15 protein-coding genes (1 of these 15 cut by a window edge) are annotated in these 15222 nt (G+C 68.9%); 5 read left to right on the forward strand and 10 right to left on the reverse strand.

The features are described from left to right. Positions 1–13 precede the first annotated feature (13 nt). Genes ABNQ40_RS01040 through ABNQ40_RS01055 form a run of 4 tightly spaced genes read left to right on the forward strand, consistent with a single transcriptional unit; the run spans position 14 to position 3426 of the window. Positions 14–907 carry a branched-chain amino acid ABC transporter permease gene (locus ABNQ40_RS01040; RefSeq protein WP_098738313.1) on the forward strand — a complete coding sequence of 298 codons (894 nt, stop codon included), beginning with the start codon at positions 14–16 and terminating at the stop codon, positions 905–907. Further along, the gene (locus ABNQ40_RS01045; protein ID WP_109049879.1) at positions 900–1940 is read left to right on the forward strand and encodes a branched-chain amino acid ABC transporter permease; all 1041 of its coding nucleotides are present in this window, start codon (positions 900–902) and stop codon (positions 1938–1940) included. The genes ABNQ40_RS01040 and ABNQ40_RS01045 overlap by 8 nt, the downstream gene beginning before the upstream one ends. After that, a complete protein-coding gene (locus ABNQ40_RS01050; protein WP_199235325.1) occupies positions 1937–2713 on the forward strand; it encodes an ABC transporter ATP-binding protein in 777 nt (258 codons plus the stop codon). The genes ABNQ40_RS01045 and ABNQ40_RS01050 overlap by 4 nt, the downstream gene beginning before the upstream one ends. A gap of 5 nt (positions 2714–2718) precedes the next feature. Beyond that, positions 2719–3426: an ABC transporter ATP-binding protein gene (locus ABNQ40_RS01055; RefSeq protein WP_109049878.1), complete on the forward strand. Its 708-nt coding sequence runs from the start codon at positions 2719–2721 to the stop codon at positions 3424–3426. Positions 3427–3474: 48 nt separating this feature from the next. On the opposite strand, the gene argE is transcribed toward ABNQ40_RS01055, so the two are convergent. From argE to ABNQ40_RS01105, 10 genes are all read right to left on the reverse strand, one after another. Continuing rightward, positions 3475–4623: an acetylornithine deacetylase gene (gene argE, locus ABNQ40_RS01060; RefSeq protein ID WP_109049877.1), complete on the reverse strand. Its 1149-nt coding sequence runs from the start codon at positions 4621–4623 to the stop codon at positions 3475–3477. A 46-nt stretch (positions 4624–4669) separates the two neighbouring features. Continuing rightward, entirely contained in the window at positions 4670–6067 is a 1398-nt protein-coding gene (locus tag ABNQ40_RS01065; RefSeq protein WP_109049876.1) for a formimidoylglutamate deiminase, read from the reverse strand. Positions 6068–6103: 36 nt separating this feature from the next. Continuing rightward, a complete protein-coding gene (locus ABNQ40_RS01070) occupies positions 6104–7063 on the reverse strand; it encodes an agmatinase (protein ID WP_098738319.1) in 960 nt (319 codons plus the stop codon). Between the two features lie 53 nt (positions 7064–7116). Beyond that, on the reverse strand, positions 7117–7536 hold the full coding sequence (locus tag ABNQ40_RS01075; protein WP_109049875.1) for a RidA family protein: 420 nt from the start codon (positions 7534–7536) through the stop codon (positions 7117–7119). Positions 7537–7644: 108 nt separating this feature from the next. After that, positions 7645–8571, reverse strand: a complete 927-nt coding sequence (locus ABNQ40_RS01080) for an oligopeptide/dipeptide ABC transporter ATP-binding protein (protein ID WP_391345360.1) — start codon at positions 8569–8571, stop codon at positions 7645–7647. Further along, complete coding sequence (locus ABNQ40_RS01085) at positions 8525–9787, reverse strand: ABC transporter ATP-binding protein (RefSeq protein ID WP_391345361.1); 1263 nt, start codon at positions 9785–9787, stop codon at positions 8525–8527. The genes ABNQ40_RS01080 and ABNQ40_RS01085 overlap by 47 nt, the downstream gene beginning before the upstream one ends. Position 9788: 1 nt before the next feature. Continuing rightward, positions 9789–10649 (reverse strand): ABC transporter permease, encoded by an 861-nt coding sequence (locus ABNQ40_RS01090; protein WP_109049873.1) that lies wholly within the window; start codon positions 10647–10649, stop codon positions 9789–9791. Between the two features lies 1 nt (position 10650). Next, a complete protein-coding gene (locus tag ABNQ40_RS01095) occupies positions 10651–11607 on the reverse strand; it encodes an ABC transporter permease (RefSeq protein ID WP_109049872.1) in 957 nt (318 codons plus the stop codon). 60 nt (positions 11608–11667) lie between these two features. After that, positions 11668–13170 carry an ABC transporter substrate-binding protein gene (locus ABNQ40_RS01100; RefSeq protein WP_247879782.1) on the reverse strand — a complete coding sequence of 501 codons (1503 nt, stop codon included), beginning with the start codon at positions 13168–13170 and terminating at the stop codon, positions 11668–11670. Positions 13171–13461: 291 nt separating this feature from the next. Beyond that, on the reverse strand, positions 13462–14871 hold the full coding sequence (locus ABNQ40_RS01105) for an MmgE/PrpD family protein (RefSeq protein ID WP_109049871.1): 1410 nt from the start codon (positions 14869–14871) through the stop codon (positions 13462–13464). 83 nt (positions 14872–14954) lie between these two features. Between ABNQ40_RS01105 and ABNQ40_RS01110 the strand changes: the two genes are divergently transcribed. Continuing rightward, positions 14955–15222: the beginning of a LysR family transcriptional regulator gene (locus tag ABNQ40_RS01110; RefSeq protein ID WP_247879781.1), read on the forward strand. Its footprint extends 779 nt past the window's final position; only the first 268 of its 1047 coding nucleotides appear in the window; its start codon is at positions 14955–14957; the stop codon falls past the right edge of the window.

The following is a 15222-nucleotide window of genomic DNA, read 5'->3' on the forward strand; positions in this document are numbered from 1 at the left end:
GGAGCCGACGCCCATGGCCGATCTCATCGATTATCTGCAATTCGTCCTGGCGCCGCAGGCGCTGAACGGTCTGTCGCTCGGGGTCGCCGTCGTCCTGATGGCGCTGGGCCTGACCATCATCTTCGGGCTGCTGGACGTCATCAACATGGCCCATGGCGAGTTCTACGCCATGGGCGCCTTCCTAGCTTTGACCCTGGCCGGGCTGGGGGTCGGCTTCTGGGCGCTGCTGGTGCTGGTGCCGCTGCTGATGCTGCCCATCGGCTGGCTGGCCGAACGCTGGCTGATCGCGCGGGTCTTCCACAGCCGCGACCGCCACATCCTGACCCTGCTGCTGACCTTCGGGCTGGGCATGATCATGGAAGACCTGCTGAAGCTGGTCTACGGCCCCAACACCCAGCGGCCCGAGAACCCCATCGAGGGCGGCACCGAGATCCTCGGCATGTTCCTGCCCAACTACCGGCTGTTCCTGATCGGCTTCGGCCTCGCGCTGATCGCCGCGGTCTGGGTTGTGGTCTTCCGCACCGGGCTGGGCGCCATGGTGCGGGCGGCGGCCTTCGACAAGGACATGGCCTCGTCGCTGGGCGTGCCGGTGCGGCGGGTCTATGCCGGCACCTTCGCCTTCGGGGTGGCGCTGGCCGGCCTATCCGGCGTGCTGCTGGCGCCGATCTATTCGGTGTTCCCGACCATGGGGCGCGACTTCATCCTGATGGCCTTCACCGTGGTGATCGTCGGCGGCATGGGGTCGATCCAGGGAGCGGTGATCGCCGGCCTGCTGCTGACCCAGGTGCAGGCGCTGTCCAGCCTCTACATCTCGCCGGTCTGGTCCGACCCGCTGGTGTTCGGGATCATGGTGCTGGTGCTGATGGTCCGGCCGCAGGGCCTGTTCGGGAGGCTGGGACATGCCTGAGGCCACCTTGCGCACCCTCTCCGATCCCGGCCGCACCGGCCCGGCATCGCGATTGTCCCGTCTGGCTCCGGTCCATTGGCTGGCGCTTGCCTTCCTGGCGGCGGCGCTGGGCTTCGCCGCCGTCGCCTGGGCGACCGGCAACGGCTTCTACCTGCGTCTGGCGACCGAGGCGCTGATCTTCGCCGGTCTGGCGATGAGCGTCGACCTGCTGCTGGGCTATACCGGCCTGCTGTCTCTGGGGCAGGCGCTGTATTTCGGGCTGGGCGCTTATGTCTCGGCGCTCGTCCTGCGCGACGTCGCGCCCAGCTTCTGGCTGGCAATGGCGGCGGCCCTGCTGGCCGGCGGCGTGGCAGGCCTGATCGGCGGCGTCATCGCCAACCGGGTGAAGGGCGTCTATTTCGCGCTGATCACCTTCGGGCTGGCCCAGGTCGCCGCCAAGTCGGTCTACAACACCCGTGCGCTCGGTGCCTCGGATGGGCTGATCGGCATCCCGCAGATCAGCATCGGTTTCGGGACCTTCAGCCTCGACACCGCCGACCCGCTGTCCTTCTTCCTGCTGGTGCTCGGCCTGACCGTGGCGGCCTATGTCGGGTTGGCCTATCTGATGGACGCGCCGTTCGGCCGGACGCTGGCCGCCATCCGCGCCAACGAGAAGCGCGTGCCGTTCCTGGGCTTCAACGCCTGGCGCTACAAGCTGGCGGTCTATGTGCTGGCCGCCTGCGTGGCGGCGCTGGCGGGGGCGCTCTACCCGATGCTGCGCGGCTTCGTCTCGCCCGAACTGATGTTCTTCGAGACATCCGGCAACGCCGTCATCACGGTCATCGTCGGCGGCGTCGGCACGCTGGTCGGGCCGGTGGTGGGCAGCCTGCTGCTGACCGCCCTGCGCTCGGTCGTCGGCTCCTGGACCGAGCATCACCTGATCGTCGTGGGGGTCATCTTCATGCTGTCCGTCATCTTCCTGCGCAAGGGACTGGTCGGCGCCCTGCTGGCCCGGCTGAGCCGCCGCGGCGAACGGGGGAGGGTGACGCCATGATGGCCGCTCCCCTTAAAACAACAACGGTCGGCGGTGCCTGCGCGCTCGGCGTCCGCGACCTGTCGGTGAATTTCGGCGGGCTCCAGGCGGTGGCGGGCGTCGGCTTCGACGCCGTCGCCGGGCGGATCACCTCGGTCATCGGCCCCAACGGGGCGGGCAAGAGCACGCTGTTCAACCTGATCAGCGGCGCCATCCGCCCCACCGCCGGCCGGGTCACCCTGGACGGAGCCAACGTCACCGGGAAGGCGCCAGACCGGCTGCTCGCCGCCGGGTTGGCCCGGTCCTTCCAGATCACCAACCTGTTCTTCGAACTGCCGGTTTTGGAAAACCTGCGGATCGCCGCACAGGTGCTGGAACGGCCCTGGCACGCGCTGCGTCCGGTCGGCCACAGCCGCCGGGCGCTCGCCAAGGCCGAGGCGCTGCTGGACCGCTTCGGCCTGTCGGCCAAGGCGCGCGAGCTTGCCGGCAACCTCTCCCACGGCGAACAGCGGCGGCTGGAGATCGCGGTGGCGCTGGCCGCCGAACCGCGGGTGCTGCTGCTGGACGAGCCGACCCAGGGCATGAGCCATGGCGACACCGCCGACACCGGCGCGCTGATCCGCTCGCTGGCCGGCGAACTGACCGTGCTGCTGATCGAACATGACATCGGGCTGGTGATGAGCCTGTCCGACCATGTCGTCGTGATGGCCCAGGGCCGAAAGATCGCCGAGGGGACGCCCACGGCGGTGCGCGCCGATCCCGCGGTGCAGGCCGCCTATTTCGGACACGGGTGACAACCATGCTTTCCATCGAGAACCTGCACGCGCATTACGGTCTCAGCCATGTCCTTCAGGGTGTGTCCCTCCAGGCCGGTCCGGGCGAGGTGGTCGGGCTGTTCGGCCGCAACGGCGTCGGCAAGACCACCATCCTGAAATCCATCGCCGGCTGGGTGCCGGCCAGTTCCGGCACGATCCGGTTCGGCGGCGTCGATCTGGCCGGGCAGACGCCCGACACCATCGCCCGCCTTGGGCTCGGTCTGGTGCCGGAGGACCGCCGCATCTTCCCCGGCCTCAGCGTCGAGGAGAATCTGCGGCTGGGACTGCGCCAATGTCCAGGCCGGGCGCGCCGGGAGAATGAGCAGGCAATCGGACAGGCCTTCGCCCGCTTCCCCCGGCTGGCCGAACGGCGGCGGCAGCTCGGCACCACCCTGTCCGGCGGCGAGCAGCAGATGCTGGCGATGGCCCGTGTGATGGTGGGGACCGCCAGGCTGCTGCTGATCGACGAGCCGACGGAAGGGCTGGCGCCGATGATCGTCGACGAGATCTTCGCGATCGTCACGGAACTGAAGCGGGCGGGATTGACGATCCTGCTGGTGGAACAGAACATCCACCGCGCGCTCGATGTCGCCGACCGCTTCTATGCGGTGGAGCGGGGCCGCATCACGCTGCATGGCGAAGCGGCCTCGTCCGCCGACCGTGCGCGGCTGATGGAGATGGTTGCCGTCTGACCAGGCGGCCCCACCTCCGGCGGCGGCCCTATTTCCGGGGGAATGCCGTCAGGTCAGGCGGGCGAGCAGGGCATCCAGCATGCGGTCGCAGGCCGCAAGCTGGTCTTCGGCGATGAACTCGTCGGGCTTGTGGGCTTCGCCGATGCTGCCGGGACCGCACACCACGGTGGGCATCGACAGCCGCTGCTGGAACAGCCCGCCCTCCGTGCCGAAGGAGATCTTGCCGGTGCTGTTGCCGCCGGTCAGCGCCTTGACGAAGGCCACCACCTCGGCGGTGCTGTCGGTGTCGAGTGCCGGATAGCTCGACAGCTCGGCGACGGTCAGCCCGGCCGCCGGGAAATCGGCACGCAGGCGCCGGACGATGGCATCGGCCTCCGCCTGGATGCTGTCCAGCAGCGGCCCGACCGGATCCTGCGGCAAATGGCGGATCTCGAAGTCGAGGCGGCATCGGTTCGGCACGATGTTCAGCGCCTCCCCGCCCTGGATGACCCCGGCATGGATGGTGGTCCAGGGCACGTCATAGGCATCGTCCTGCGCGCCGTCGTCCCTCAGCCGGTTCTGGATGCGGCACAGCCCGGTCAGCAGGTCGCTCGCCATGTGGATGGCGTTCAAGCCCTGCGGCGCCAAGCTGGAATGGCATTCGACGCCGTGGCATTCGGCCCGCAGAGCGGTCTTGCCCTTGTGGGCGGTGACCACCTGCATGCTGGTCGGCTCGCCGACGATGCAGAAGCGCGGACGGACGGGCAATGCCGCCATCATCTCGATCAGCCGGCGGACGCCGAGGCAGCCGACCTCCTCGTCATAGGACAAGGCGAGATGCAGCGGCTGCGACAGGGGCCGGCTGACGGCGCGGTCGAACAATGCGAGGGCAGCGGCGACGAAGCCCTTCATGTCGGCGGTGCCGCGGCCGAACAGCTTGCCATCCCGGCGGGTCAGCCGGAACGGATCGCTGGTCCATGCCTGCCCCTCGACCGGGACGACGTCGCTGTGACCGGAGAGCAGGACGCCGGGACGGTCCGCCGGCCCCAGCGTCGCGAAGAGATTGGCCTTGCGCCCGTCGTCGCTCGGCACCAGCCAGGTCGCAACACCGGCGGCTTCCAGTCTCTCCTGCACCCAGCGGATCAGATCGAGGTTGCTTTCGCGGCTGACGGTGTTGAAGGCCACCAGCCGTTCCAGAATGTCGATGGTCGCCGTCATCGGGATGTCCCTGTTCCTTTTAGGCTTCGTTCTGGGTGGGCTTCGCTCAGGCGGCGTGCAGCCGGTCGACGGCACGGCGCCAGCCGGTGCGGATCGCCTCGGCGTCGACATGCCGGCCGCCCCTTACCACCAGCCGTCCCGCCGCCACCACGTCGCGGACGGGATTGCGGGCGCCGGTGAAGACATAGGAGTCGAGCAGCGTGTCGTCGCTGCGGCCGTAGAGACGCGGGTCGTCCAAGTCGAGCACGACCAGATCGGCGCGCTGTCCGGCTTTGAGGCCGCCTGCCGGCTCCGGCTGGCCCAGCGCCTGCGCGCCGCCGGCCACCGCCGCCCGGTAGAGAGCCGCACCGGTCGAGCTGTCCGGCTGCGGGGCCAGCAGATTGCGCCGCCGCGCGGTCAGCCGCTGCCCGAACTCCAGCAGGCGCAGCTCCTCCGCGGCGTCGATGACGATCTGGCTGTCGGACCCGATGCCGAACCGGCCGCCCTGCGCCAGGAAATCGCGCGCCGGGAACAGCCCGTCGCCGAGATCGGCCTCGGTCGTCGGGCAAAGCCCCGCCACCGCTTTCGAGGCCGCGATGCCCGCCACCTCGGCTGCGGTGACATGGGTCGCATGGACGAGGCACCAGGATGGTCCCGCCCAGCCGCGGTCGAGCACCCATTCCACCGGCCGCCGTCCCGACCAGGCGAGACAGGACTCCACCTCCGCCGTCTGCTCGGCGACATGGATGTGGATCGACGCCGTAGGATCGAGCGCCGCCATGCCGTCCAGAGCCGCCGCCATCGCCTCGGGCGACACCGCGCGCAGGGAATGCAGGGCCAAACCGACGCGGTGTCCGCCGGGCGTGGCGCGGCAGGCCTCGACGATGCGCAGCAGGCGGTCCGGATCGTTGAGGAAGCGCCGCTGGCCCTCGCCCGCCGGCTGCCCGCCGAAACCGCCCTGGGCATAGAGCACCGGCAGGTGGGTCAGCCCGATCCCGGCGGAGTCCGCCGCCGCCAGGATGCGCATCGACATCTCGGCGGGATCGGCATAGGGCCGGCCGTCAGGATCATGGTGGAGATAGTGGAACTCCGCCACCGACGTGTAGCCGCGCTCCAGCATCTCGGCATAGGCCATCGCCGCCACCGCCTGGAGGCTGTCGGGATCGATGCGGCGGACGAAGCCGTACATCACCTCCCGCCAGGTCCAGAAGCTGTCCTCGGCCGGGCCGGCACGTTCGGTCAGCCCGGCCATCGCCCGCTGGAAGGCATGGCTGTGCAGGTTGGGCATGCCGGGGATGACCGGCCCGGCTGCCCGCTCCACCCCGGCGGGCGGCCTGTCCATCCCCGTTTCGATGGCGGCGATCAGACCCTGGGCGTCGAAGCGCAGCAGCACCCCCGACGCCCAGCCGCCGGCCAGCAGCGCCCGGTCGCAGAAAAGCCGGTCGAGCCGGCGGGCGGCGGTCATCGCTCCATGCTCCCCATCCCCATCACTTTATTATTTTCACTTGGCGTCGAAATAGCCGGCCTGGATGGTCTTGCCGATCAGGTTGCAGATGATGCGACCCGCGGTGATCGCCGTGATGCCGTTGAGGTCCTTCTTCGGCGTGATCTCCACGATGTCCATGCCGACGACGCGGCCCTTGGCCACCAGCCCGTGGATCAAGGTGCGGATCTGCGGATAGGTGACGCCGCCCGGCGCCGGGCCGTTGACCGCCGGCATGATGGTCGGGTCCATGCCGTCGGCATCGATGGTCAGGTAGTAGCGACCGCCGTCGGGAATGCGGTCGAGCACCGCCTTCATCCCGATGTCCTGCAACTCCACGTCCGGCACCAGCACCGCGCCGTAGGCAATCGCCGCCTCGACCTCTTCCGGCCGGGCGCTGCCGGCGGAGCGCAGGCCGATCTGGAAGATCTGGCCGATGTGGTCCATCTCGGCGGCGCGGCGGATCGGGCTGGAATAGCCGTTGCGGGCGCCATTCACGTCGTCGCGCCAGTCGAGATGGGCGTCGATGTGGACCAGCGTGATCGGTCCCTGGTCGTCATAGGCGCGCAGCACCGGGATCGGGATGCCATGGTCGCCGCCGATGACGATGGGCAGCATGCCCTTGGCGAGCATCCGGCGCACCACCGCCTCGGCGTTGGCGTAATGCAGATCGAGGTTGCGGGGATCGGCCTTCACATCGCCGCAATCCACCACCTTGATGTCCTTGCCGCCGAGCAGCGGACCGCCGATGTCGAAATCCCAGCGCTCCAGCTTGCGCAGCGCCCGCTCGGTGTAGCGGCGCACCCAGGTCGGGGCGTTGGTCTGGTCGTTGGTCACCTCGTCGATGGAGTAGGGATCGCCGTAGGGGATGCCGAGAATGCCGATATGGCCGTCGAGCTGGTCGAGGTCGGTGCAGATCGGGAAATCGAGAAAGCTTTGCAGCTCGCGGCGCGGCGGGTTGGTCAGGCTGGTGCTCATGGTGGCGGTTCTTCTTGTCGGTTGGCTGGACGGTTGGCGGCGGGTGCGGAGCCTCAGGCGTCGGGGATCACCGCGATCGCATCGACCTCGACCACCCATTCCGGGCGGGCGAGCGCGCTGATCACGAGACCGGTCGACACCGGGTGGACGCCCTTCAGCCACTTGCCGATGGTGCGGTAGACCGGCTCGCGGTAGCGCGGGTCGGTGATGTAGACGGTGATCTTGCAGATGTGCTCCAGCTGCGAGCCGGCCTCTTCCAGCAACATCTTGATGTTGGCCATCGCCTGTTCGGTCTGGCCGGCGGCATCGCCGATGGCGACGCTCTCGCTGGTGTCGAGATTCTGGCCGATCTGGCCGCGGACGAAGACCATGGTGCCGCGGGCGACGACGGTCTGGCACAGGTCGTTGTCCAGCGTCTGCTCGGGATAGGTCTTCTTGGTGTTGAACTGACGGATGCGGGTGTGGACGGTCATGGCGGAAAGTCCCGGCTCGGTTGAGGGTGGGTGATCGAAAGGCAAGGGGACGGCGTCCGGCGCCTCCATTCGGGAGCGCCGGCAGGGGGCCGGTCGGAAGGAACCCGATCAGTGCCGGGTGTCGCCGTCGGCCAGTTCGGGAAAGACCGCGGCGCGTTCGGCCAGCGTCGCCAGCGGGATGTGGCAGGCGATGCGGTGGCCGTCGGCCGTCTCGTGGACCGGGGGAGCCTGCTCGTCGCAGACCGCCCCCAGCTTGCGCGGACAGCGTCCGGCGAAGACACAGCCCCGCCCGCCGGGGGCGGGGGCCGCATCCTCCAGCAGGACGCGCGGCGCCTCCTGCCCGTCCTCCGCCAGCCGCGGCACGGCGGAGAGCAGCGCCTCGGTGTAGGGGTGGTAGGGCGGGCGGAGCACGCGGCCGATGGGCCCTTCCTCGCAGATGGTGCCGCCATAGACGACCAGCACGCGGTCGGCGATGTGCGACACCACGGCGATGTCGTGGGTGATGAAGAGATAGGACAGGCCCATCTCGTCGCGCAGTTCGGCCAGCAGGTTCAGGATGTTGGCCTGTACCGAGACATCGAGCGCCGACACCGCCTCGTCGCAGACGACGAAGTCCGGATCGGTGGCGAGAGCGCGGGCGATGTTGACGCGCTGGCGCTCGCCGCCGCTCAGCTCGTGCGGATAGCGGTCGGCGTAGGCGGCCGGCAGTCCGACGCGGGTCAGCAGGCTGGCGACGGTTTTGCGCCGCTCCTCCGCATCCGCCCGGCCGGCCAGAACCAGCGGCCGGTCCATCGCCGCCCCCACCGTCTTGCGCGGGTTCAGCGACGCGGCGGAGTTCTGGAAGACCAGCTGGGCGCGCCGGCGCAGGGTCTGGTCGCCGCGTTTGACCCGCTCCGTCAGGTCGGCGCCGTCGAACGTCACCGTGCCGGCGCTGGGTTCGGTCAGCGCCAGCAGGGCGCGGCCGATGGTGCTCTTGCCGCTGCCGCTTTCACCGACCACCCCGACGACCTCGCCGCGGCCGACGGTGAAGGACACATCCTCCACCGCCACGGTGCCGGCCCGGCGCAGCCAGGGCAGGATGGACCGGCTGGCGCCGTAGAATCTTGCGCAGATGGTCGACCTCCACCAGCGGGGCGGAGCGCGGCTGCGCGGCCCTGGGGCGGCGGTCGGCGGCGGCATCCTCGTCCGGCCAGGGCGTGCCGGCCAGCGCATCGGCCTTCCAGCAGCGCACGCCGTCCCCGCCTCCGGCCCCGTCTCCATCCGTCAGCATCGCCTGCGGCTGGCTGCGGCAGGTCTCCTCAGCGAAGGGGCAGCGCGGAGCGAAGACGCAGGCCGCGGGCGGCCCAGCCAGCTTGGCGACGGTGCCGGGGATCGACGGCAGGCGGTGGCGGCGTTCCGCAGTAATGCGCGGCAGGGCGGCGACCAGACCCTTGGCATAGGGATGGGCCGGGCGGGACAGCACGCGGCCGGTCGCTCCCGTCTCCACCACCACGCCGCCATAGAGGACGGTGACGGTCTGGCAGATGCGGTTGACGATGCCGAGATTGTGGGAGACGAACAGCGCGCTCAGCCGGTGGCTGTCGCACAGCTTCGCCAGCAGTTCGATGATGCGGGCCTCGACCGTCACGTCCAGCGCCGTGGTCGGCTCGTCGAGGATCAGCAGCTTCGGTTCGCAGCCGAGCGCGGTGGCGATCAGCGCCCGCTGCTGCATGCCGCCCGACAGCTCGTGCGGGTAGGCAGCGGCGACCCGGCGGGGATCGCGGATGCCGACCTCGGCCAGCAGATCCAGCACCCGTGCGGCGGCCTGCCGGGTGGAGAGGCCCTTGTGCTGGATCAGCGGTTCGGCGATCTGGTGGCCGACGGTCAGCGCCGGGTTCAGCGAGGTGAAGGGATCCTGGAAGACGGCGGCGATGCGGTCGCCGCGCAGCGCCTGGCGTTCGGACGGCGACAGGCGGCGCAAATCGACGCCGTCGAACAGGATCTCGCCGGAGTCCACCCGGCCGCCGCCGCCCAGCAGGTCGAGGATCGCCATGGCGACGGTGCTCTTGCCCGATCCGGACTCGCCGACCAGCCCCATCACCTCGCCGGGACGGATGGCGAAGCTGACGTCGCTGGCGGCGCGCAGCGTGCCGCGGGCATTGCCGTAGCTGATGGTCAGGCCGCGGACATCCAGCAGCGGCGCCGGTTCGGGCGCGATCGCCGGGCTGACCACCGGCGGAACCGCCGGACGGGCTTGCGGAGCGGTCATCATCTCAGTGCGCTCCCGTGTTGCGGGGGTCGAGCAGGGCACGCAGCCCGTCGCCCAGCAGGTTGATGCCGATCACCGCGGTCGCCAGCGCGAAACCGGGGCACAGCGCGATCCACGGCGCCTGTTCCACGAAGGGCCGCGCCTCGCTGATCATCAGGCCCCAGTCGGAGGAGGGCGGCTGCGCCCCCATGCCGATGAAGCTGAGCGAAGCGCCGAGCAGGATGGCGAAGACCACGCGCAGGCTGGCTTCCACCACCAGCGGCGGCCAGATGTTCGGCAGGATCTCGTGGAACAGGATGTAGGCGGCGCTCTCTCCGCGCAGGCGGGCGGCGGTGATGAACTCCTCCTGCATCAGCTCCAGCGTGATGGCGCGGGTCAGGCGGACCACCTGCGGCACATAGACGATGCCGATGGCGACGATGGCCTTCCACTGCGCCGGCGGGGTGACGGCCAGAACCAGGATGCCCAGCAGGATCGGCGGGAAGGACATCAGCACGTCCATGGCCCGCATGATCGCCTCGCCGGCGCGCCCGCCCTTGTAGCCGGCGATCAGTCCCAGCGGCACGCCGGCCAGCAGGCTCAGCGCCGTGGCGGCGACGCCCATCACCAGCGAGCTGCCGGTGCCGACCAGCGTGCGGCTGAACACGTCGCGGCCGAACTCGTCTGTGCCGAACCAGAACTCGGCCCCCGGCGGTTGCAGCCGGCTCATGATGTTCATCTCATCATAAGGGTAGGGGGCGATCCAGGAGCCGGCGACGGCGGCCACCACCAGCGGGGCCAGCAGGACGATGCCGACGATGAGCGAGACGGGCAGGGACGGCAGTTGACGGCGTGGAACCGATTGGACGGGGGTCGCGTCGGTCATCTCAAGAGGCCCTCATGCCGTGGCGGATCTTCGGGTTCACGAAGGCGTAGAGCAGGTCGGCGGTCAGGTTGGCGAGGCAGTAGGCGGCCGACACGATCAGGATCGTCGCCTGGATCAGCGGCAGGTCGTGGCGCTGGATGGCGAACAGCAGCAGCCGGCCCATGCCCGGATAGGAGAAGATCGTCTCGATCACCACGACGCCGCCCAGGATCAGGCCGAAATCGATGGCCAGCACGGTGATGGTCGGCAGCAGCGCGTTCTTCAGCGCATGGCGCAGGATCACCACCGATTCCGGCATGCCCTTGGCGCGGGCGAACTTGACGTAATTGGTCTGCAGCACGTCGATCATGCTGGAGCGGGTCAGCCGGGCGATGCGGGCCAGCAGCATCAGCACCAGCGTGACGACCGGCAGCACCAGATGCGAGGCCCAGGGCAGGAAGCCGTCGGTGATCGGCGCATAGCCGCCGGTGGGCAGCAGCTTCATATAGCTGCCGAAGACCAGCACCAGCACGATGGCCCAGAAGAAGTCCGGCACGGCGATGCCGAGATAGGAGACGCCGGAAACCAGCTGGTCGGTCAGCTTGCCGCGCCGCACCGCCGCGAGCACGCCGAGCCCGATGCCGACCACCGCGACCACGAACAGAGCCACCACGGCCAGCACCAGCGAGCGGGCCAGCGCCTCCATCAGGATCGGGCCGATGGGCTGTTCCAGCACCAGCGAGCGGCCGAGGTCGCCCCGCAGGATGCCGGCTGCCCAATGCCCGTACTGGACGATTAGCGGCTGGTCGAGGCCGAGCTTGACCGCGATGGCGTCCACCACCTCCTTCGAGGCGAACTGGCCGGCGATCATCGAGGCGACATCGCCCGGCATCGCCTGCGTCACCAGGAAGATCAGGACCGACATCACGGCCAGGACCAGCGCCAGATAGACGAGACGGGTCAGTGTGTAGGCGAACATGGCAGCATCCCCTGCGGGAAGAGGAGGGGACCGGCGTCTGGTGCCGGCCCCCGAACGACCTCAGTCGACCGATACGTCGCGCAGGTCGAGGAACATCATCGGGTGCGAGTGGAACCCGTGGACCTTGGCGCTCAGGCCGTTGATGTGGTTGATGACGTAGGGGATGACGCCCGGCGAATCCTCCACCGCCAGCGCCTGGACCTGGGTGTAAAGTGCCTTGGCCTCATCCTCGCTCTTGGCCTGGCGTGCGCCGTCCAGCAGCGTGTCCATCTTCGGGTTGGAATAGCTCCACAACGCGGTGTTCCACGACCCGCGCGAGTGGTACCAGGGATAGACCGAGGTATCGATGGTCGGGCGGCTGAAGAAGCCGTCGATGTAGAAGCCGGCCTTGCCCTCGATGTCCTTCAGGAAGACGTCGAAGGGAACGCGCTGGACGTTGACGGTGATGCCGGCCGGCTTCAGCAGTTCGCGCACGGCGAGGCCGAGACGCTCGCGGGTGGCGCGGCCGGCCGGCGTGTGCAGCGTGACCTCGAAGCCGTTGGGATAGCCGGCCTCGGCCAGCAGCTTCTTGGCGCCGGCCGGGTCGCCCTTGGCGATCTTCAGATCCTTGTTGTAGTAGGGATGGCTCGGCGGGATCGGCGAGTGGGTCGGCGTGCCGTTGCCGAACAGCGCGATCTGGGTGATGGCCTGCTTGTCGAGCGCCATCGCCACCGCCTTGCGCACGCGCGGATCGTCGAAGGGCTTCACCGTGTTGTTCATGATGACGCCGTCCCAGGTCGAGGTCGGGACGGAATCGATCTTCAGCTTCGGGTCGCCCTTGACCTTTTCGATGGCCTCCAGCGGCAGGTTCCACACCAGATCCAGTTCGCCGGTGGTCAGCGCCGCCACCTGGGCGGCCGATTCCGGCAGGATGCGCACGATCACCTCGTCCAGCTTCGGCAGGCCGGGCTCGAAGTAGTTGGCGTTGCGCTTCAGGACGATGCGGTCGCCGGGGGCGAAGGACACGAACTCGAACGGGCCGGTGCCGACCGGCTTGGAGGCCAGCGTGTCGACGGCGTCGCGCGGCACGATGCGGGCCTGACGCTCGCCGAACAGCTCGGCGAAGCCGGCATAGGGGCTTTTCAGCTGGAACTGGACGGTCAGCGGGTCCAGTGCCTTCATCGACTCCACGATCTCGAAATTGACGCGGGCGGTGGAGCCGGTCGCCTTGTCCTGGATGCGGGCTATGGTGGCGACGACGTCCTCGGCCTCCAGCTCGCGGCCGTTGTGGAACTTCACGCCCTTGCGCAGATGGAAGGTCCAGGTCTTCAGGTCGTCGCTGCGCTCCCAGCGTTCGGCCAGATCGGGCTTCACCGTCATGTCATGGCCGATGACGGTCAGACCGTTGAAGATCAGATAGGCGGCAACATACTCCTGGCCGCCCTTCATCTTGGCGGGATCCAGCGTGTTCAGGTTGGAGTCCACCGAGACCTTGAGCGTACCCGCGGCCTGGACCGACAGCGCCGTCCCGGACAGGAGGATCGCCGAGAGCACAGCCCGTGCCACCAAACGTCGCATCATCATGAAAGCCTCTCTGTTTGCCGGCCCTTGCGGCGGACCTTGGTTCCTGCTTGACCGAAACGGTCTCACAAGGCCGCGGCTGGAGGAAAGGACGCCGGAAGGACGAGGAACCGAGCAACGAACGGGCTAAGATTTGGGCAAAGGGCTGAAGCGGGCAAAATTTGTGCAGTGCACTCCCGGAGAAATCCCTGGTTTCCTTATGTTTTTCCCAAGATGGTTGACCGGATCAGCATGATGAAAATACGGGCCGTTCCCAGCGGAGCGGCCGGGCAGCATGATCGATATTCATCGACATCATGAGCAGGCGCCATGGTGTGCGGGGTCGAACAGGCGCGACAGGCTGCCCTCGGCCTCAAGCCGGTACAATTTTCGATGGAGGCACTCCGCCGTTTCGGCTCCGATGGCGCGGGCGGCGCAGTCGCGGAATTTTGCCGCGCGCTCCGTCGCCGACAACGGACGGGCCACCGTCCCGCGTGCCGAGGCGCAGAAGCGGCTATGGTGCTCTCCCGTTTTTGTCTCGACGCTCACCTCCGCGCCCTCGGGGGCTGTGCGGGCGCGGTCGGGATCGGCGTTCCAGTCCGGATCGGCCGCCATGGAGACGCATCCGATGACGTGGCGCAGAGCCGGGTCGGTGAGCGTCGCATCGTCCAGCTGCTCCAGCCCGAGCGTTCCGTACAGCATCGCGCAGGCGACGGCGAAGGGCAGGCTGAAACGGGCTTCTCCCGCTGTCGCCGGACACCGATAGGTCAGGTTGGCGGCCACCACCGGCGGGACGCGGCAGTGGACGGTCCGGATGTCCTGCGGCTTCAAGCCATGCTCCGCCATCAGGTCGCGCACCGCGTCGATGGCGGCGTGGGCGGACAGGCAGACCGGATAGAGCTTGGTGTCGATGCCGGGATCGAGCAGACGCCAGCGCCGGCCGAGCCTATCCAGGGCAACTGGGTCGAAGCGGCCCGCCGCCATCAGCGTTGCGAAACCGCGCGGATCCTCCACCACCCCATGGGGCACGGTCAGGCCCCGCGCGGCCAGCCGGGCGGCGCGCACCCCGTTCGCTGCGGCCTGCGCTGCCAGCAGCGGCTTGGCCCCGGTACCGAAGCATGCACGCAGGCCGCCGGTTCCGCAGAGCGCGAAAGCGATGGCGTCCGCTGCCGTCCGGCCGTCCAGTCCAAGTGCCTTGGCACTGGTGGCCGCGGCGCCCACGGTGCCGAAGAGCGCCGTGGTCCACCAGCCGTCATGGTACACGCCGTTGCCGACCGCCTCCGCCAGCGCATATTGCGCTTCCGCGCCGGCGACGACGGCGGTGAGCAGATCGCGTCCCGTCCCCCCGGCCTCCTCGACCATCGCGAGCGCCGTCGGCACCACGACGGCGGAGCCGTGGACGAAGCCGGCATAGCTGTTGTCGTCGAAATCCAGCGCATGGGCGGCTGCGACATTCGCGAAGGTGGCCCCCTCCGCGCACAGGCGGCCTCCGGCCAGCAATTGCGATGGCCCGGCGGCATAGCTCGCGAGCGCCTCGTCGGCCGCCAGCCGGGCGGACGCTTCGCCGCTGCCGGCGAGCGCGACCCCGAGCGTGTCGACGATGCAGTCCAGTGCCACCGCGGCGACCGCGTCAGGAACATCGCTTCGCCGCAACCCGGCCACCCAATCGCCGATCCGCCGGGATGCGGCCGTCGGCGGGGCGGATTTGTCGAAGGGAGGCGTCATTGCTGGAACCTCGGCGTGATTGCAGGCAGGCATTGAGGCTGCCGCGGAAACAGCGGTTCCGGTCAGTTGGAGAAATTTCTTTCATGGTCGGGATGAGCTGCATTCATGCCCAGAGCCAACATAAGATAGTATGCAGTTTGCAGTTGTCCCGAACCGTCGCAGATCGGAGTTCCATGCATCACCGAGACTTTGACCTGGGATCCCTGGAAGTGTTCGTTGCCGTCGCCGAATTGGGCAGCATGACCCGCGCCGCCGGCCGGCTCGGGCTGACCCAATCGGCCGTCTCCCACGTCGTGCGTCAACTGGAAACCGCCTTCGCCACCCAACTGCTCGACCGCAGCATCAGGCCGA

Source organism: Azospirillum sp. A23, from assembly GCF_042938965.1.
Taxonomy (GTDB): Bacteria; Pseudomonadota; Alphaproteobacteria; order Azospirillales; family Azospirillaceae; genus Azospirillum; species Azospirillum melinis.